The sequence below is a fragment of the Streptomyces sp. H39-C1 genome (genome assembly GCF_027158125.1).
Lineage (GTDB): Bacteria > Actinomycetota > Actinomycetes > Streptomycetales > Streptomycetaceae > Actinacidiphila > Actinacidiphila fildesensis.
In genome coordinates this window covers 15,643-33,864 of the sequence record NZ_JAPVLS010000047.1, presented here as the reverse complement: position 1 = coordinate 33,864, position 18,222 = coordinate 15,643, and the positions used below count along the sequence as shown (strand labels likewise).

Here is an 18,222-nt window from a genome sequence, read left to right as displayed (position 1 = left end):
GACCGTTCAGACCATGTTTGACACTCGACCCTGAAAGAGGGATTGACGACAAGTGCTCGACGTCAACTTCTTCGACGAGCTGCGGATCGGCCTCGCCACCGCGGACGACATCCGGACCTGGTCGCACGGCGAAGTAAAGAAGCCGGAGACCATCAACTACCGCACGCTCAAGCCGGAAAAGGACGGGCTCTTCTGCGAGAAGATCTTCGGCCCGACCCGGGACTGGGAGTGCTACTGCGGTAAGTACAAGCGTGTCCGCTTCAAGGGCATCATCTGCGAGCGCTGCGGCGTCGAGGTAACTCGCGCCAAGGTGCGTCGTGAGCGGATGGGCCACATTGAGCTGGCCGCTCCCGTGACCCACATCTGGTACTTCAAGGGCGTTCCGTCGCGGCTGGGCTACCTGCTCGACCTCGCCCCGAAGGACCTCGAGAAGGTCATCTACTTCGCCGCCTACATGATCACGTGGGTCGACGACGAGCGCCGTACGCGCGATCTGCCCTCCCTCGAGGCGCAGGTCTCCGTCGAGCGCCAGCAGGTCGAGAACCGCCGGGATTCCGATGTCGAGAACCGACAGAAGAAGCTCGAAGCGGACCTCGGCGAGCTGGAGGCCGAGGGTGCCAAGGCCGACGTGCGCCGCAAGGTGCGCGAAGGTGCCGAGCGTGAGATGAAGCAGCTCCGTGACCGCGCCCAGCGCGAGATCGACCGCCTCGACGAGGTGTGGGCCCGCTTCAAGAACCTCAAGGTCCAGGACCTCGAGGGCGACGAGCTGCTCTACCGCGAGCTGCGCGAGCGCTTCGGTACGTACTTCTCCGGATCGATGGGTGCCGCGGCGCTGCAGAAGCGCCTCGAGACCTTCGACCTCGAGGAGGAGGCCGAGCGTCTCCGCGAGATCATCCGTACCGGCAAGGGTCAGAAGAAGACCCGTGCGCTCAAGCGCCTCAAGGTCGTCTCGGCGTTCCTGCAGACCACCAACAAGCCCAACGGCATGGTGCTGGACTGCGTCCCGGTCATCCCGCCGGACCTGCGTCCGATGGTGCAGCTGGACGGTGGCCGCTTCGCGACCTCCGACCTGAACGACCTGTACCGCCGTGTGATCAACCGCAACAACCGCCTCAAGCGTCTCCTTGACCTCGGTGCCCCCGAGATCATCGTGAACAACGAGAAGCGGATGCTGCAGGAGGCCGTCGACGCGCTGTTCGACAACGGCCGCCGTGGTCGCCCGGTCACCGGTCCCGGCAACCGCCCGCTGAAGTCCCTGAGCGACATGCTCAAGGGCAAGCAGGGTCGTTTCCGTCAGAACCTGCTCGGCAAGCGAGTCGACTACTCGGCCCGTTCGGTCATCGTCGTCGGCCCGCAGCTCAAGCTGCACCAGTGCGGTCTGCCGAAGGCCATGGCGCTGGAGCTCTTCAAGCCGTTCGTGATGAAGCGCCTGGTGGACCTGAACCACGCGCAGAACATCAAGTCGGCCAAGCGCATGGTCGAGCGCGGCCGCACCGTCGTCTACGACGTCCTCGAAGAGGTCATCGCAGAGCACCCGGTGCTGCTGAACCGTGCACCGACCCTGCACCGCCTCGGCATCCAGGCCTTCGAGCCCCAGCTGGTCGAGGGCAAGGCCATCCAGATCCACCCGCTCGTCTGCACCGCGTTCAACGCGGACTTCGACGGTGACCAGATGGCCGTGCACCTGCCGCTGTCGGCAGAGGCGCAGGCCGAGGCCCGCATCCTGATGCTGTCCTCGAACAACATCCTGAAGCCGGCCGACGGTCGTCCCGTCACCATGCCGACCCAGGACATGGTGCTGGGTCTGTTCTTCCTCACCACCGAGCCGGAAGAGCGCGTGCTCATCGGCGAGGGCCGGGCGTTCGGTTCCACCGCCGAAGCGATCATGGCGTTCGACAACCGCGAGCTGTCGCTCCAGTCGAAGGTCGACATCCGCTTCCCGGTCGGCACCGTCCCGCCGCGTGGCTGGACCCCGCCCGCCCAGGAAGAGGGCGAGCAGGGCTACCAGGTCGGCGACACGTTCCGGCTGCGGACGTCCCTGGGACGCGCGCTCTTCAACGAGCTGCTGCCCGAGGACTACCCGTTCGTCGACTACGCGGTCGGCAAGAAGCAGCTCTCCGAGATCGTCAACGACCTCGCCGAGCGGTACCCGAAGGTCATCGTGGCGGCGACGCTCGACAACCTGAAGGCGGCCGGCTTCCACTGGGCCACCCGTTCCGGCGTCACCGTGGCCGTCACGGACATCGTCGTCCCCGAGGCCAAGAAGGCCATCGTCAAGGGGTACGAGGAGCAGGACGAGAAGGTCCAGAAGCAGTACGAGCGCGGCCTGATCACCAAGGACGAGCGCACGCAGGAGCTCATCGCGATCTGGACCAAGGCGACCAACGAGGTTGCCGAGGCGATGAACGCGAACTTCCCCAAGACGAACCCCATCTTCATGATGGTTGACTCGGGTGCCCGAGGAAACATGATGCAGATGCGTCAGATCGCCGGTATGCGTGGTCTGGTGTCGAACGCGAAGAACGAGACCATCCCGCGTCCCATCAAGGCCTCGTTCCGTGAGGGCCTGTCCGTGCTGGAGTACTTCATCTCCACCCACGGTGCCCGTAAGGGTCTCGCGGACACCGCCCTGCGTACCGCCGACTCGGGTTACCTGACCCGTCGTCTGGTGGACGTCTCGCAGGACGTCATCATCCGCGAGGAGGACTGCGGTACCGAGCGCGGCCTCAAGCTGCAGATCGGTGCGCGCGGCGAGGACGGCGTCCTTCGTAAGACGGACGACGTCGAGACCAGCGTCTACGCCCGCATGCTCGCCGAGGACGTCGTCATCGACGGCAAGGTGATCGCGCCGGCCAACGTCGACCTGGGCGACGTGCTCATCGACCAGCTGATCCAGCACGGTGTCGAGCAGGTCAAGACCCGCTCGATCCTCACCTGCGAGTCCACGGTCGGCACGTGTGCCTTCTGCTACGGACGCTCGCTGGCCACCGGCAAGCTGGTGGACATCGGTGAGGCCGTCGGTATCATCGCGGCCCAGTCGATCGGTGAGCCCGGTACCCAGCTGACGATGCGTACCTTCCACACCGGTGGTGTGGCGGGTGACGACATCACGCAGGGTCTGCCGCGTGTCGTCGAGCTCTTCGAGGCCCGTGTCCCCAAGGGTGTCGCCCCGATCTCCGAGGCTGTCGGCCGGGTCCGCATCGAGGAGACCGAGAAGACGAAGAAGCTCGTCGTCACCCCGGACGACGGCAGCGAGGAGATCGCTTACCCGATCTCCAAGCGGTCCCGTCTGCTGGTGGGCGAGGGCGACCACGTCGAGGTCGGCCAGAAGCTGACCGTGGGTGCCACCAACCCGCACGACGTGCTGCGTATCCTCGGCCAGCGCCAGGTTCAGATCCACCTGGTGGCCGAAGTGCAGAAGGTCTACAACAACCAGGGCGTGTCGATCCACGACAAGCACATCGAGATCATCATCCGGCAGATGCTCCGCCGTGTGACGATCATCGAGTCCGGCGACGCCGAGCTGCTGCCCGGCGAGCTGGTCGAGCGCGGCCGCTTCGAGACCGAGAACCGTCGTGTGGTCTCCGAGGGCGGTCACCCCGCCTCCGGTCGTCCGCAGCTGATGGGTATCACCAAGGCCTCGCTGGCGACCGAGTCCTGGCTGTCGGCCGCCTCCTTCCAGGAGACGACCCGAGTGCTGACCGACGCGGCGATCCACGCCAAGTCGGACTCGCTGCTCGGCCTGAAGGAGAACGTCATCATCGGTAAGCTCATCCCGGCCGGTACGGGTCTGGCCCGTTACCGGAACATCCGGGTGGAGCCCACCGAGGAGGCGAAGGCAGCGATGTACTCGGCCGTCGGTTACGACGACATCGACTACTCGCCCTTCGGCACCGGCTCCGGCCAGGCCGTTCCCCTGGAGGACTACGACTACGGGCCCTACAACGGCTGAGTCGTGTCCCGCAGAGTCTGATCCGCAAGGCGGCCGTCCCCTCCCGGGATGGCCGCCTTGCGGCTTTTCGCGGAACTTCGCACGGGCGCCGCGCGTCCGTCAGTATGGAGAGACCATTCCGAGGCGGGGAGGTGTCGCGCGTGTCACTCGATCCGTGGGGCAACGGGCGGCTGCCGCAGTCCGGCCAGGTACCTGGCATGCTGGCGGCCGACGCCGACCGGGAGCGCACGGTGGACGTCCTGAAGGCCGCCTTCGCGGAGGGGCGTCTGCAGCAGCAGGAGTACGAGCACCGGATGTCCACCGCCTACCAGGCGCGTACCTACGGTGAGTTGCAGCTGCTGGTGCGCGACCTCCCACAGGGGCCGTCGCCGATGTCGGTACAGATGTCCCCACCGATGGGATACGTGCCGCGGACCTTCCTGCCGGCCCCGCCGCGCACGAACACCTCCGCCATCGCCTCGTTCGTCTGTGGTCTGGCGGGCACCTTCACCCTCGTGACGGCGATTCCGGCGGTGATCCTCGGGCACAAGGCCCGCAAGGAGATCCGCGGCACCGGCGAGGCGGGGGACGGATTCGCCGTCGCCGGCCTGGTGTTGGGCTGGATCGTCTCCGGATTCCTCGGTCTCATCCTGTTCTTCGTGATGATCGGGATGGTCTTCGGTTCCGGCTGAGAGTTCGAGCCCGACGGGCGGCGTGTCCTGCGCTGATGCATTTGTTTTGACCGGAGCCGATGCGATAGGTACGATCTGACCTTGTGCCTGGGGTGTGCCCGGGTCCTTGCGCGTGCCCCCAGCCTCTGGCCGGGGGAGGTTACCGATACCGCGTGGGGATACCGAGGCCGCGACACCCGACATACGTACGTTCCCTGCTCCACGGGGACGTGCGGGGTCCGCGACACACCCGACCGCGTGGGTCGGTGCCCCAGGTTAGTTTTATCGAGATCGGCACACAGAAACCGGAGAAACGGTGCCTACGATCCAGCAGCTGGTCCGGAACGGCCGGCAGGACAAGGTCAAGAAGAATATGACACCCGCGCTGAAGGGTTCCCCTCAGCGCCGCGGTGTTTGCACGCGTGTGTACACGACCACCCCGAAGAAGCCGAACTCGGCGCTTCGCAAGGTGGCCCGTGTGCGTCTGACCAGTGGGATTGAGGTCACCGCCTACATTCCGGGCGAGGGCCACAACCTCCAGGAGCACTCCATCGTGCTCGTGCGTGGCGGTCGTGTGAAGGACCTGCCGGGTGTTCGCTACAAGATCATCCGCGGCTCCCTGGACACCCAGGGCGTCAAGAACCGCAAGCAGGCCCGCAGCCGCTACGGCGCCAAGAAGGAGAAGTAAGCATGCCTCGTAAGGGTCCTGCCCCGAAGCGCCCGGTCATCATCGACCCGGTCTACGGATCTCCTCTGGTGACCTCGCTGGTCAACAAGATCCTCCTGCACGGCAAGCGTTCCACCGCCGAGCGGATCGTTTACGGCGCCCTCGAGGGCCTCAAGGAGAAGACCGGTACCGACCCGGTCATCACCCTGAAGCGCGCTCTTGAGAACATCAAGCCGACTCTGGAGGTCAAGTCCCGCCGCGTCGGCGGTGCGACCTACCAGGTGCCGGTCGAGGTTCGCCCCGCCCGTGCCTCCACGCTCGCGCTGCGCTGGCTCGTGGGTTACTCCCGCGCCCGCCGTGAGAAGACCATGACCGAGCGCCTGATGAACGAGCTGCTGGACGCCAGCAACGGTCTCGGCGCCTCTGTCAAGCGTCGCGAGGACACGCACAAGATGGCCGAGTCGAACAAGGCCTTCGCGCACTACCGCTGGTAGTCACTACCCACATCGAGACCGAGAGAAGACCGAGCCTAATGGCCACCACTTCGCTTGACCTGGCCAAGGTCCGCAACATTGGGATCATGGCCCACATCGACGCGGGCAAGACGACGACCACCGAGCGGATCCTGTTCTACACCGGCGTCTCGTACAAGATCGGTGAAGTCCACGACGGCGCAGCCACCATGGACTGGATGGAGCAGGAGCAGGAGCGCGGCATCACGATCACGTCGGCCGCGACGACCTGCCACTGGCCGCTGAACGATGTCGATCACACGATCAACATCATCGACACCCCGGGGCACGTCGACTTCACGGTCGAGGTGGAGCGTTCGCTCCGCGTCCTCGACGGTGCCGTCACGGTGTTCGACGGTGTCGCCGGTGTTGAGCCGCAGTCCGAGACCGTTTGGCGTCAGGCGGACCGCTACGGCGTTCCGCGCATCTGCTTCGTCAACAAGCTCGACCGGACCGGTGCCGAGTTCCACCGCTGCGTCGACATGATCGTGGACCGCCTCGGTGCGGTTCCGCTGGTCATGCAGATCCCCATCGGCACTGAGATGGACTTCAAGGGCGTCGTCGACCTCGTCGCCATGAAGGCGATGGTGTGGTCCGCCGAGGCCACCAAGGGCGAGATGTACGACACTGTCGACATCCCGAGCACGCACGTCGAAGCCGCCCAGGAATGGCGCGGCAAGCTCCTCGAGACCATCGCGGAGCACGACGACGAGATGATGGAGCTGTTCCTCGAGGGCCAGGAGCCCAGCGAAGAGCAGCTGATGGCCGCGATCCGTCGCGCCACCATCGCCTCGACCGACTCGGAGCACCAGGGCAAGCCGACCTTCACGCCGGTGTTCTGTGGCAGCGCGTTCAAGAACAAGGGCGTACAGCCCCTGCTCGACGCCGTGGTCCGTTACCTGCCCTCCCCCCTGGACATCGAGGCCATCGAAGGCCACGACGTCAAGGACTCGTCGGTAGCCGTGAAGCGCCAGCCGTCCGAGGACGAGCCGTTCTCCGGTCTTGCTTTCAAGATCATGAGCGACCCGCACCTCGGCAAGCTCACCTTCGTCCGGGTTTACTCGGGCCGCCTCGAGACCGGCACCTTTGTGCTGAACTCGGTGAAGGGCAAGAAGGAGCGCATCGGCAAGATCTACCGTATGCACGCGAACAAGCGTGAGGAGATCCCGACGGCGGGCGCCGGCGACATCATCGCCGTCATGGGCCTGAAGCAGACCACCACCGGTGAGACGCTGTGCGACGAGAAGCAGCCGGTCATCCTGGAGTCCATGGACTTCCCGGCCCCGGTCATTCAGGTCGCCATCGAGCCCAAGTCCAAGGGTGACCAGGAGCGTCTGGGTATCGCGATTCAGCGTCTCGCTGAGGAAGACCCCTCGTTCCAGGTTCACTCCGACGAGGAGACCGGCCAGACCATCATCGGTGGTATGGGCGAGCTCCACCTCGAGGTGCTGGTCGACCGCATGAGGCGCGAGTTCCGCGTCGAGGCGAACGTCGGCAAGCCCCAGGTCGCATACCGCGAGACGATCCGCAAGACTGTCGACCGGATCGACTACACGCACAAGAAGCAGACTGGTGGTACCGGCCAGTTCGCGAAGGTACAGATCTCGATGGAGCCCATCGAGGGCGGCGACGCCTCGTACGAATTCGTGAACAAGGTCACCGGTGGCCGCATCCCCCGTGAGTACATCCCCTCGGTGGACGCCGGCGCCCAGGAAGCCATGAAGTTCGGCATCCTGGCCGGTTACGAGATGGTGGGTGTTCGCATCACCCTTCTCGACGGTGGCTACCACGAGGTCGACTCCTCCGAGCTCGCCTTCAAGATCGCCGGTTCGCAGGCGTTCAAGGAGGGTGCTCGCAGGGCGAGCCCCGTACTGCTCGAGCCGATGATGGCCGTTGAGGTCACCACGCCCGAGGACTACATGGGCGACGTCATCGGCGACCTGAACTCCCGCCGTGGCCAGATCCAGGCCATGGAGGAGCGCAGCGGCGCCCGTGTCATCAAGGGTCTCGTGCCCTTGTCGGAGATGTTCGGCTACGTCGGAGACCTCCGCAGCAAGACCTCGGGTCGCGCAAGCTACTCGATGCAGTTCGACTCCTACGCCGAGGTTCCGCGGAACGTCGCTGAGGAGATCATCGCGAAGGCCAAGGGCGAGTAGCGCTCAATTTTCGCAGTGTTGCTCAACCCTTAGGCTTGATAGCAGGCATCGGGGCATTCGTCGCAATCCACCGGGGCTTCGGCCCTGAGAAGCGTGGCGGATTCCCCGGCAGCCCGCATTCCAGCAAAGATCACCTGGCGCCGATGAAGCAAGGCGTACAGAACAACTCCCCAGGAGGACCCCAGTGGCGAAGGCGAAGTTCGAGCGGACTAAGCCGCACGTCAACATCGGCACCATCGGTCACATCGACCACGGTAAGACGACGCTGACCGCGGCGATTACCAAGGTGCTGCATGACGCGTACCCGGACCTGAACGAGGCCTCGGCCTTCGACCAGATCGACAAGGCTCCTGAGGAGCGCCAGCGCGGTATCACGATCTCGATCGCGCACGTCGAGTACCAGACGGAGTCGCGTCACTACGCGCACGTCGACTGCCCCGGTCACGCGGACTACATCAAGAACATGATCACGGGTGCGGCGCAGATGGACGGCGCCATCCTCGTTGTCGCCGCGACCGACGGCCCGATGCCGCAGACCAAGGAGCACGTGCTCCTGGCCCGCCAGGTCGGCGTTCCGTACATCGTCGTGGCCCTGAACAAGGCCGACATGGTGGACGACGAGGAGATCCTGGAGCTCGTCGAGCTCGAGGTCCGTGAGCTCCTCTCCGAGTACGAGTACGCGGGCGACGACCTTCCGGTCGTGCGCGTGTCGGCGCTCAAGGCTCTTGAGGGCGACAAGGAGTGGGGCGCGAAGCTCCTCGAGCTCATGGCGGCCGTCGACGAGGCGATCCCGACTCCGGCTCGTGACGTCGAGAAGCCGTTCCTGATGCCGATCGAGGACGTCTTCACGATCACCGGTCGTGGCACCGTCGTCACCGGTCGTATCGAGCGTGGTGTCCTCAAGGTCAACGAGACTGTCGACATCATCGGCATCAAGGAGACCAAGACCACCACCACGGTCACCGGTATCGAGATGTTCCGCAAGCTGCTCGACGAGGGCCAGGCGGGCGAGAACGTCGGTCTGCTCCTCCGTGGCATCAAGCGCGAGGACGTCGAGCGCGGCCAGGTCATCATCAAGCCGGGTTCGGTCACGCCGCACACCGAGTTTGAGGCCCAGGCCTACATCCTGTCGAAGGACGAGGGTGGCCGTCACACCCCCTTCTTCAACAACTACCGTCCGCAGTTCTACTTCCGGACGACCGACGTGACCGGCGTTGTGACCCTCCCCGAGGGCACCGAGATGGTCATGCCGGGCGACAACACCGCCATGACGGTCGCGCTGATCCAGCCGATCGCCATGGAAGAGGGCCTGAAGTTCGCCATCCGCGAGGGTGGCCGTACCGTGGGCGCCGGCCAGGTCGTCAAGATCACCAAGTGATCTGACGCTTAGGGCCTGTCCGGCCGGTCTGGGTCGGATAGGCCGCGGCGTCTGGTGCGTGCGATCGCAAGGCGCCGGAGCGTCCTGATAGCGGAGCTATCCGGTCGTTTCGGCAACGCAGCGAGCGTGCGTGCCAGGCGTCGCGGGCCCGGCCTGGGCTGGCCGGACAGGTCCTGGCGAGCATCACACCAAGGGCCCTGTCCCACCGTTCGCGGTGGGGCAGGGCCCTTGGCCTTTTTCCAGAACGTATCTGCGGGGAGGTCCCCCGGGCGGTTACGCCGTGGACTGCGTCTCGGCCCGCCACACCCACGGGGTCGCGGCGAAGTCCAGGCCGACCACGTACGCCCGGCCGTCGGCGCCGTGCAGCAGCGTGGGGGTGCCGACCGGGAGCGCGAAGGGCGGCCGCTTGAGCGGCCGGCCGGGCTGCGTGGTGTCCACGAGCTTGACGGTGCCGTCGAGCTCCTTGCCGAGCAGCAGCAGGCCGCGGTGCCCGCTGCGGGCCGGCGCGGCGCCGACCGCGACATCGGCGTAGCCGCCGTACCCGCTCAGTTGCGCGGGCGTCAGCACGCCGTCCCGTGACGCCGTGCCGTCGACCGTGCGCAGTACCAGCTCGCCGGTCACCGGCCGCCGGTAGGCGACCGTGAGGGAGCCGTCGGGGGCGAGCGCCGCGGACGGGGGCTCACCGGGCTGCGGCATGCCCTTCAGCGCCTGGAAGGCCATCGGCTGCCCGGGCGCGGGCTGCGTCCAGTGGTGGACGGTCTCGCGGCCGGCGGCGAAGACATGGATCCGCGCCTGGCCGTCGAGCACCACCGCCAGGCCGTCCTGCACCTCGTCGCCGCCGAGGTCACGCCAGTCGCCCCACTTCCCGCCGGGCTCCCTGACCTTGGTCCAGACACCCTTGGCGGCGCTGCGGACGAAGAGGTGGACCCGCCCGTCGGGGGTGGAGATCGCGACCGGGCAGCCGATCCGGCGGCCGTTGTCCTCGGTGCGCTCGGGGTTGCCCATACCGGTCCAGGCCCGGAACGCGCCGTCGGGGGAGCTCTGTTCCAGCAGGACGATCTCGCGTGAGTTGTGCCCGCCCTGGCCCTGCAGGGAGGAGAACCGCAGGGCGAACAGCAGCCGGCGGCCCGTGGTGTCCTTCACGGCGGCCAGCGCGGGGGCCAGCGGCCCGCCGCCGAGGTCCTGGGGATCGCTCCACTGGCCGCTGCCGGGGGCGCTCTCCTGCCAGCGCACGGCCCGGGTGCCGAGGACGCTGAACGCCTCCAGCCGGCCGTCGGCGCCGGTGAACGTCGCGGGCCGGGCGCCGGGGTAGCGGTAGTGGGTGGAACGGACCCAGCCCTTGGGGTTGGTCAGCGGGGTGTTCTGGCCGACTCCGTAGTCCCCGCAGCCGGCGGCGTTGCCGCAGTCCCACTCCGGATCTCCGCCGTACGGCAGGAGGTACTCGTTCTTCTCCCGGACCACGGACTGCGGGAGATTGCGGGGCCAGCGCTGGTTGTAGTAGCCGCGGTAGGAGGTGGTCACGAACCGCGGCACGTCACCGTCCGCCTTCGCGCTGTCGGCCACCCACTGGGCGAGGGCCTTCCAGGCGAAGAGCGCGGCGGGCGTGTGGTCGCGGTGGTCGGAGTAGCCGTTCTGGTCGCTGTTCTGGTGGTGGGCCGCGTCGTGCACCTGGATGTCGGGATCGGGGTCCAGGGTCTGCACGAGGGTCGGCTGGTAGCGCTCCAGCAGCGCGGCCAGCGAGTCCACCAGGGTCCGGTGGCTCACCTTGGTGGACCTTCCGACGGGGGAACCGGTGGCCACCACGGTGTCCAGGGTGATGCCGGGGACCGCCCACAGATGGGGGAGTCCCATCAGGTTCGGGTTCCCCTCGCCCATCGACAGGTTCACGAAGACCAGATCGGCCCGGCGCTCACCGTTCGCCAGCTGGTCGAGCTCGACGGTGAGGCCGCCGGTGAGCCGCAGCGCGGAATGGCGCCACGGGGTGAACTTGTCGAGGCCGAGCATGGTCGCGTACGCCTGGCGCAGCCCCTGGTGCCGGGCGGAGGAGTACGCCTGCCGGTTGGCCTTGGGCGTGGGGGTGCGCGGCGCGTGGTTCACGCCCACGGACTCGCCCGCCGTCACGTAGACCGAGACCACCGGGACGCCGCTGCGCACGGCGTGCAGGGTGTCGGGGTTCATGAAGTACAGGTCGTCGTCCGGGTGCGCGAGGACCTGGAGGAGCAGCGGCTTGGCGCCGGGCCGGTAGGCCTGGACCGCGCTCGGGTCGGAACCGGTGACCGGTTTCGCGTCGGACGGCGTGCTGGTGCAGCCGGCTGCCGCGGCCGCGGTTGCTAGGGCTGTGGCGACAAGTAGTTCCCTGCGGGACAACCTTCGCCTCGTAGAGACGCTCACAACAGATAGGAGCGTTCGGACGGCTCCGAGGTTGCGTGCGAGAACCTGCACGCCGGCTGACCTAGGGTGGTCCGTCGGGTTACCAGGGCGTTAAGGGAGCGATGCGTGTATCTGTCGGAGACCCGGGCGAGTGACAAGGCCCGGTCCGAGGGCGAACGTCCGGGCCGCCGCCGGGGACTGCGCGGTCTGGTGTCGGCGAACGTCTTCGCGCTCGGGATGACGAGCCTGATCACCGACATCTCCTCGGAGATGGTCACCGCGGTCCTTCCCGTGTACCTGGTGACCGGACTCGGTCTGAGCATGCTGCAGTTCGGCTTCCTGGACGGCGTGTACTCGGGGTCGACGGCCCTGCTGCGGATCGTCGGCGGCTACCTCGCCGACAAGTTCACCGCACGCAAGGCCGTGGCGGGCTCCGGCTACCTCATGTCGGCGGTGACGAAGCTGGGATTCCCCCTGGTGGGCGCCTCGGTGCCGGGCATCGGGATGATGATGGCCGTCGACCGGGCGGGCAAGGGGATCAGAACCGCCCCGCGGGACGCGCTGATCTCGCTGTCCACCCCGCCGGAGTCGCAGGGCCGGGCGTTCGGCGTGCACCGGGCGATGGACACCGTCGGCGCCTTCATCGGCCCGGTCATCGCCTTCGCCCTGATGTCGATGATGAGCACCTCGCTGGGCACCGCGTACGACGCCGTGTTCGTGGTGAGCTTCTGCATCGGCGCGATCGGCGTGGTGGCCCTCGCGCTGTTCGTAAGGGACCCGTTCACGCGGAAGAAGACCGCCCGGGTCGCGGTCTCGCTCCGCGCCGGGCTGGGGATGCTCGGCAACGCGGCGTTCCGGCGGGCCTGCATCGGGGCCTGCCTGCTCGGCCTGGCGACGGTCTCCGACGCGTTCATCTACCTGGCGCTGCAGAACCGCACCGACCTGGCGATCTCCTGGTTCCCGCTGCTCCCGCTGGGCACGACCGGGGTGTACCTGCTGGCGGCGGTGCCGCTGGGCGGGCTGGCCGACCGGATCGGCCGCTGGAAGATCTTCCTGGCCGGGCACGCCTGCCTGATCGGCGCCTATCTGCTGATCGGCGGCGTCCTGGACCTGCGGGGCACGGCCCTGATCCTCATCGTCCTGGCCCTGCACGGGCTGTTCTACGCGGCGACCGACGGCGTCCTGATGGCGCACGCCGGGCCGCTGATCCCCGAGGAGCTGCGCACCAGCGGGCTGTCCGTGCTGCAGACCACCCAGACCCTGGGCCGTTCCGTCTCCTCCGTGGCGTTCGGCGCCGCCTGGATGCGCTGGGGCCCGGAGAACACCATCCAAGGATTCACCGTCGCTCTGACGGCCGCCGTGCTGCTGTGCATGGTGCTGCTGCGGCCGGGTGCCGCCCACGGTCCCGAGGTGGCCGACGTATGAAGAACCGGATCATAGTTTTCGCGGTGTGCGTGGCCGTGCTGGCCTCGGTGGCCATCGGGTACACGGTGTACGCCCTGCAGCGCGACAAGGCCCGCGCCGGGGGCGGTGAGGGAGTGCGCCCGGTCGCCGGCGCCGTCGACCTCACCCCGGGCGGCAGTGCCCGGCTGATCTTCCGCGACACCGCCAAGGGCCCCGGCTTCGGCCGGCTGGCCGAGGTGCGGGTGGGCAGCCCCGGCGGCGGCCGGAAGGTCGACACGCAGGCCTGCGAGCGCAGCTACGCGGCGGCCGGCCGGCTGCTCTGCCTGGCCGGCCAGAACGGCCTGGTGGTGCACCACTACGCGGAGCTGCGCGACAGCCGGATGAAGCTGCTCAAGCGGATCCAGCTGCCCGGCCTGCCCAGCCGCGCCCGGCTCTCCGCCGACGGCCGGATGGCGGCCTGGACGGCGTTCGTCTACGGGGACTCGTACACCTCGGCCGGCTTCTCCACCCGCACCGGCATCTACGACTCGCGCACCGACACGGTGGTGCCGACCCTGGAGACGTTCGAGGTCCGGCGGAACGGCAAGGACTTCACACCGCCGGACCGGAACTTCTGGGGGGTGTCGTTCCTGAAGGACGACAACACCTTCTACGCGACGCTGGGCAGCTCCTCCAGCGGCGGAACGTTCCTGGTCCGCGGCGACTTCGCGGCCCGCACCATGACCGTGTTGCGGGAGAACGTCGAGTGCCCGTCGCTCTCCCCCGACGGCACCCGGCTGGTCTTCAAGAAGAAGATCTCCGACGACCCGTCCAAGCCGTGGCGGCTGTACGTGCTGGACCTGGCGACCCTGCGGGAGACGGCGCTCGCCGAGACCCGCAGCGTGGACGACCAGGGCGACTGGCTGGACGACCGCACCATCGCCTACTCCCTGCCGACCGGCAGCAGCGCCTTCGACGTGTGGAAGCAGCCCGCGGACGGTTCGGGCCGGCCTGAGCTGATGGTGTCGGGCGCCTACGGGCCGAGCGTGGTGCGCTGAGCGCTCCCCGCCCGCCCGGCCACAGGCCCTCAGTCTCAGTGCGCGAAGGACATCCTGCTGGGCGGTGAGACGTACCGGGCGTAGTTGTCCTGCGCCGGGTACGTACGGCCCGCCGGTCCGGCGGCGAAGACCCGCAGGATGTTCTCGGAGACCTGGCGGGCGAACTCCCCGGACGCCTCGGGCACCCGCTGCTCGCCGGCCTGGTCCCGGCAGCCGGTGTTGCCGTACACGCTGCAGGCCCAGCTCATGGTGCCGGTGGCGAAGACCCCGGCGCCCGAAGGCACCGTGTAGTAGGCGGCGTTGGCCCGGGTCTTCGCGCCGCGGCAGGTCAGCGGGGAGTCCCCGACGACCTGGATCGGGCGCGGCACCGGGACGCCGGCCATCAGCCGGTCCGACTCCACGCCGACCAGTCCGATGTACTTGCTGCCGGCCCTGGCGCCGGTGCCGCGGAACATCCACGCGTCCGGGTCGGTGACGACGAACGGCGCGTAGACCGGGTTGCACTCGTACAGCACGCCGGTCAGGACGCTCTCCGGGCGCGGGTCGGGCGGCAGCCGCCACTGCTGGGTGGCCTGGCTGGGGTCCTTGAGGATCATCGGGTCCTCGGCGGGGTCCTTGTAGACCACCACCACGCGGTCCTTGCCCAGCGAGCTGGGCTCCAGCCGTATGTGCCGGTAGGCGGCGTTGGAGGAGAAGAAGGCGATGTTCACGCCGGCGTCGCGGATCGTGAGGGTGTTGTCGCGCATGCCCGCCGACCAGTACTCGTCGTGCCCGGGGAAGATCACCGCACGGGCGCCGCGGAACAGCTCCGCCGAGTTGTCGAGGTCGGTGTCGGTCTCGTAGGCGAGCGGTATGCGCATCCGCTCCGCGATGCTGAGCATCGGCAGCTCGTACCAGTTGAAGGGCGAGCCCTTGCCGTCGTACGGCCGGTCGAAGCCGGCCTTGCGCGAGCGCTTGTCGTAGCCGGGTCCCGTGGTGCCGCGGGAGTCGCCGTAGACATTGGTGCCGCCGCCCCACTTGTTGTACGCGGCCCAGGTGGTGACCGCGTTCACGAACACGGTGCGGCCGACGGTGGAGGTGGAGCGGATCGTCAGCGTCACCCAGCGGTCGTGGCCCTGGCTGGAGACGAGCTTCAGCAGATAGCTGCCCTGCGGCCAGTTCCTGGTGCTCACCGTCAGGGACGGCTTCCAGGGCGCGCTGATCAGGTATATGCCGGGCACCGTCTTCGGGCCCGCCTGCCGCTCACCGGGCCGGGATGCCGACGACCAGACCTTGCGGCCCTGCTTCCCCTGGTACCAGCCCATCCGGTACGCCTCGACGCGGAAGCTCCTGGCGGTGGTGGAGACGAACAGCCGAAACGATTCTCCTGAGGTGACGCTCACGTGGTCGGCGAAGCCCTCGATCGCGTCGGACGGCCCCGGGTCGCGCAGCCGCCAGGCGGTGCTGCCGGGCCGCCGGTTCTCCTCCGTCACCGACCAGTTGTCCATGTCGAGCGGCGGGGCGGCCTGGGGAGTCCTGGCGGGCGGGGTCAGCGCTCCGGTGCCGGGGGTGCCGCACGCGCCGGCGAACAGCGCGAGGACGACCGTGAGCAGTACCAGACGGGGCAGCCTCTTCAACGAACACTCTTTCTCGTCCGACGTGTCCCCGCCATGTCAGGGAACTCCGCAGATGAGGACCGTCCGGGGGAGCCTTTGGTTGCTCCGCCTGCCCAGGTGGTAGTGTCACCGGCTCGATTGGCGTGGAGTGTGCCCCATATGGCACACTAGCCAAGTTGCTCGGTCGAGCGCCGATGCTGCGCGCCTCCCGTCGGGAGGACCGGAAGCGAGTCCCACAGTACTCGTCGTCATGATCCGCCTCTTGGTGGCATGACGGACGTACGGGAATCTTCCGGGAAGCGTTAGTGCGGTTCCGGCCAGGCACCCGGTGGGAGTCTTCACCACATCCTGCGGTCAGAGCGCCGCGCTTCCTTCTCCGAGGGATTTCCGCTTGCGGAAATTTATGAGAAGGGGTGCGACACGCCCGACCGCGTGGGTCGGCGGAGAGTCACTACCGACCGGGTTCCAGAGCGTTACGAGACAAAGGACTACGGAGTAGCCATGGCGGGACAGAAGATCCGCATCCGGCTCAAGGCGTACGACCACGAGGTCATCGACTCCTCGGCGAAGAAGATCGTCGAGACGGTGACGCGTACTGGTGCGCACGTCGCAGGCCCGGTGCCGCTGCCCACTGAGAAGAACGTGTACTGCGTCATCAAGTCGCCGCACAAGTACAAGGATGCGCGCGAGCACTTCGAGATGCGCACCCACAAGCGGCTCATCGACATTCTCGACCCCACGCCGAAGACGGTTGACTCGCTGATGCGTCTCGACCTCCCGGCTGGCGTCGACATCGAGATCAAGCTCTGAGGTGACGCGCGAGATGGCTAAGAGCATTAAGGGCGTCCTGGGCGAGAAGCTCGGCATGACGCAGGTCTGGGACGAGAACAACCGCATTGTGCCGGTGACCGTCATCAAGGCCGGCCCGTGTGTCGTGACCCAGGTCCGCACCAACGACGTCGACGGCTACGAGTCGGTTCAGATCGCCTTCGGCGAGATTGACCCGCGCAAGGTGAACAAGCCCCTCAAGGGTCACTTCGCCAAGGCCGACGTAACCCCGCGCCGCCACCTGGTGGAGCTTCGTACGCCTGACGCCGGCGAGTACACGCTGGGCCAGGAGATCACCGCTGCGACCTTCGAGTCCGGTGTCAAGGTCGATGTGACCGGCACCAGCAAGGGCAAGGGTTTCGCCGGTGTCATGAAGCGTCACAACTTCAAGGGTCTCGGCGCTGGTCACGGCGTTCAGCGCAAGCACCGTTCCCCCGGCTCCATCGGTGGCTGTGCCACCCCGGGTCGTGTCTTCAAGGGCATGAAGATGGCCGGCCGGATGGGTGGAGAGCGTGTGACCACACAGAATCTGACCGTCCACGCCGTTGACGCGGAGAAGGGCCTGCTCCTCATCAAGGGAGCGGTACCTGGTCCGAACGGCGGCCTCATCCTGGTCCGTACCGCGGCCAAGGGGGCTTGAGGATATGAGCACCATTGACATCCTGTCGCCCGCGGGCGACAAGACCGGGAGCCTTGAGCTTCCCGCCGAGATCTTCGACGCCAAGGTCAGCATTCCGCTGATCCACCAGGTCGTCGTGGCGCAGCTCGCTGCCGCCCGTCAGGGCACGCACAGCACCAAGCGTCGCGGCGAGGTCCGCGGTGGTGGGCGCAAGCCTTACCGCCAGAAGGGCACCGGCCGCGCCCGCCAGGGTTCGACCCGCGCTCCGCAGTTCGCGGGCGGTGGCGTCGTCCACGGTCCGAAGCCGCGTGACTACTCCCAGCGGACGCCGAAGAAGATGATCCGGGCCGCCCTCCTCGGCGCCCTGACCGACCGGGCGCGTCACTCCCGCATTCACGTCGTTTCCGGCGTGATCGAGGGCACGACGCCTTCCACGAAGTCCGCCAAGACGCTGTTCGGCAAGATCTCGGAGCGTAAGAACGTGCTCCTGGTCGTCGAGCGCGCTGACGAGGCCGCGTGGCTGTCCGCCCGCAACCTGCCCCAGGTCCACATCCTGGAAGCCGGTCAGCTGAACACCTACGACGTGCTCGTCTCCGACGAAGTGGTCTTCACGAAGGATGCCTTCGAGCGTTTCGTGGCGGGTCCCGCCGCGTCCGCCAAGGCCGTTGCCTCCGAGGATGAGCTCGAAGGGAACGACGCCTGATGAGTGAGACCAAAACCGCCGCGGTCGTCACCAGCAAGACCTTCACGGACCCCCGTGACATCCTGGTCAAGCCGGTGGTTTCCGAGAAGAGCTACGCGCTCCTGGACGAGAACAAGTACACGTTCATCGTCGCGCCGGGCAGCAATAAGACCCAGATCAAGCAGGCCGTCGAGGCGGTCTTCTCGGTCAAGGTCACCGGGGTCAACACGATCAACCGGCAGGGTAAGCGCAAGCGCACCAAGACCGGTTTCGGCAAGCGCAAGGACACCAAGCGCGCCATCGTGACCCTCGCTGAGGGCGACCGAATCGACATCTTCGGCGGCCCGGTCTCCTAACGGAGTCCGTGTCGTC

14 protein-coding genes are annotated in these 18,222 nt (G+C 67.4%); 12 read left to right on the top strand and 2 right to left on the bottom strand.

Annotated features, from left to right (window positions below; all coding sequences use genetic code 11):
- Positions 1–52 precede the first annotated feature (52 nt).
- The 6 genes from O3W51_RS27960 (at position 53) to tuf (ending at position 9,315) form a co-directional block, all read left to right on the top strand.
- Positions 53–3,952 (top strand): DNA-directed RNA polymerase subunit beta', encoded by a 3,900-nt coding sequence (locus tag O3W51_RS27960; RefSeq protein WP_138352887.1) that lies wholly within the window; start codon positions 53–55, stop codon positions 3,950–3,952.
- 140 nt (positions 3,953–4,092) lie between these two features.
- Positions 4,093–4,623: a DUF1707 and DUF4190 domain-containing protein gene (locus O3W51_RS27955; protein WP_443048345.1), complete on the top strand. Its 531-nt coding sequence runs from the start codon at positions 4,093–4,095 to the stop codon at positions 4,621–4,623.
- 295 nt (positions 4,624–4,918) lie between these two features.
- Positions 4,919–5,290, top strand: coding sequence for a 30S ribosomal protein S12 (gene rpsL, locus O3W51_RS27950; RefSeq protein ID WP_138352888.1), 372 nt, complete (start codon positions 4,919–4,921; stop codon positions 5,288–5,290).
- Positions 5,291–5,292: 2 nt separating this feature from the next.
- Entirely contained in the window at positions 5,293–5,763 is a 471-nt protein-coding gene (gene rpsG / locus O3W51_RS27945) for a 30S ribosomal protein S7 (protein WP_138352889.1), read from the top strand.
- A 38-nt stretch (positions 5,764–5,801) separates the two neighbouring features.
- A complete protein-coding gene (gene fusA, locus O3W51_RS27940; protein WP_138352890.1) occupies positions 5,802–7,937 on the top strand; it encodes an elongation factor G in 2,136 nt (711 codons plus the stop codon).
- 184 nt (positions 7,938–8,121) lie between these two features.
- Positions 8,122–9,315: an elongation factor Tu gene (gene tuf / locus O3W51_RS27935; RefSeq protein ID WP_138352891.1), complete on the top strand. Its 1,194-nt coding sequence runs from the start codon at positions 8,122–8,124 to the stop codon at positions 9,313–9,315.
- A gap of 273 nt (positions 9,316–9,588) precedes the next feature.
- On the opposite strand, the gene O3W51_RS27930 is transcribed toward tuf, so the two are convergent.
- On the bottom strand, positions 9,589–11,682 hold the full coding sequence (locus tag O3W51_RS27930; protein ID WP_138352892.1) for a PIG-L family deacetylase: 2,094 nt from the start codon (positions 11,680–11,682) through the stop codon (positions 9,589–9,591).
- Between the two features lie 129 nt (positions 11,683–11,811).
- Here O3W51_RS27930 and O3W51_RS27925 point away from each other — a divergent pair, with 129 nt between their 5' ends.
- Both O3W51_RS27925 and O3W51_RS27920 read left to right on the top strand, forming a co-directional pair.
- Positions 11,812–13,110: an MFS transporter gene (locus O3W51_RS27925; RefSeq protein WP_198357082.1), complete on the top strand. Its 1,299-nt coding sequence runs from the start codon at positions 11,812–11,814 to the stop codon at positions 13,108–13,110.
- Positions 13,107–14,126, top strand: coding sequence for a PD40 domain-containing protein (locus O3W51_RS27920; protein WP_138352893.1), 1,020 nt, complete (start codon positions 13,107–13,109; stop codon positions 14,124–14,126). Before O3W51_RS27925 ends, O3W51_RS27920 begins: the two co-directional genes overlap by 4 nt.
- Positions 14,127–14,161: 35 nt before the next feature.
- Here O3W51_RS27920 and O3W51_RS27915 read toward each other — a convergent pair whose 3' ends face one another.
- Positions 14,162–15,742, bottom strand: coding sequence for a N,N-dimethylformamidase beta subunit family domain-containing protein (locus O3W51_RS27915; protein ID WP_138352894.1), 1,581 nt, complete (start codon positions 15,740–15,742; stop codon positions 14,162–14,164).
- A 480-nt stretch (positions 15,743–16,222) separates the two neighbouring features.
- Here O3W51_RS27915 and rpsJ point away from each other — a divergent pair, with 480 nt between their 5' ends.
- Genes rpsJ through rplW form a run of 4 tightly spaced genes read left to right on the top strand, consistent with a single transcriptional unit; the run spans position 16,223 to position 18,206 of the window.
- Positions 16,223–16,531, top strand: a complete 309-nt coding sequence (rpsJ, locus tag O3W51_RS27910; RefSeq protein ID WP_138352895.1) for a 30S ribosomal protein S10 — start codon at positions 16,223–16,225, stop codon at positions 16,529–16,531.
- A gap of 13 nt (positions 16,532–16,544) precedes the next feature.
- Positions 16,545–17,189 carry a 50S ribosomal protein L3 gene (rplC, locus tag O3W51_RS27905; protein WP_138352896.1) on the top strand — a complete coding sequence of 215 codons (645 nt, stop codon included), beginning with the start codon at positions 16,545–16,547 and terminating at the stop codon, positions 17,187–17,189.
- A 4-nt stretch (positions 17,190–17,193) separates the two neighbouring features.
- Complete coding sequence (gene rplD, locus O3W51_RS27900; RefSeq protein ID WP_138352897.1) at positions 17,194–17,871, top strand: 50S ribosomal protein L4; 678 nt, start codon at positions 17,194–17,196, stop codon at positions 17,869–17,871.
- Positions 17,871–18,206 carry a 50S ribosomal protein L23 gene (gene rplW / locus O3W51_RS27895; RefSeq protein WP_138352898.1) on the top strand — a complete coding sequence of 112 codons (336 nt, stop codon included), beginning with the start codon at positions 17,871–17,873 and terminating at the stop codon, positions 18,204–18,206. Before rplD ends, rplW begins: the two co-directional genes overlap by 1 nt.
- The last annotated feature ends 16 nt before the right edge of the window (positions 18,207–18,222 follow it).

What these genes read in the sequence shown, in the direction of transcription:
- rpsJ (WP_138352895.1), top strand. Translation starts at nt 16,223, where the DNA reads ATGGCGGGACAGAAGATCCGCATCCGGCTCAAGGCGTACGACCACGAG.
- O3W51_RS27920 (WP_138352893.1), top strand. Translation starts at nt 13,107, where the DNA reads ATGAAGAACCGGATCATAGTTTTCGCGGTGTGCGTGGCCGTGCTGGCC.
- fusA (WP_138352890.1), top strand. Translation starts at nt 5,802, where the DNA reads ATGGCCACCACTTCGCTTGACCTGGCCAAGGTCCGCAACATTGGGATC.
- rpsG (WP_138352889.1), top strand. Translation starts at nt 5,293, where the DNA reads ATGCCTCGTAAGGGTCCTGCCCCGAAGCGCCCGGTCATCATCGACCCG.
- rplD (WP_138352897.1), top strand. Translation starts at nt 17,194, where the DNA reads ATGAGCACCATTGACATCCTGTCGCCCGCGGGCGACAAGACCGGGAGC.
- rplW (WP_138352898.1), top strand. Translation starts at nt 17,871, where the DNA reads ATGAGTGAGACCAAAACCGCCGCGGTCGTCACCAGCAAGACCTTCACG.
- rplC (WP_138352896.1), top strand. Translation starts at nt 16,545, where the DNA reads ATGGCTAAGAGCATTAAGGGCGTCCTGGGCGAGAAGCTCGGCATGACG.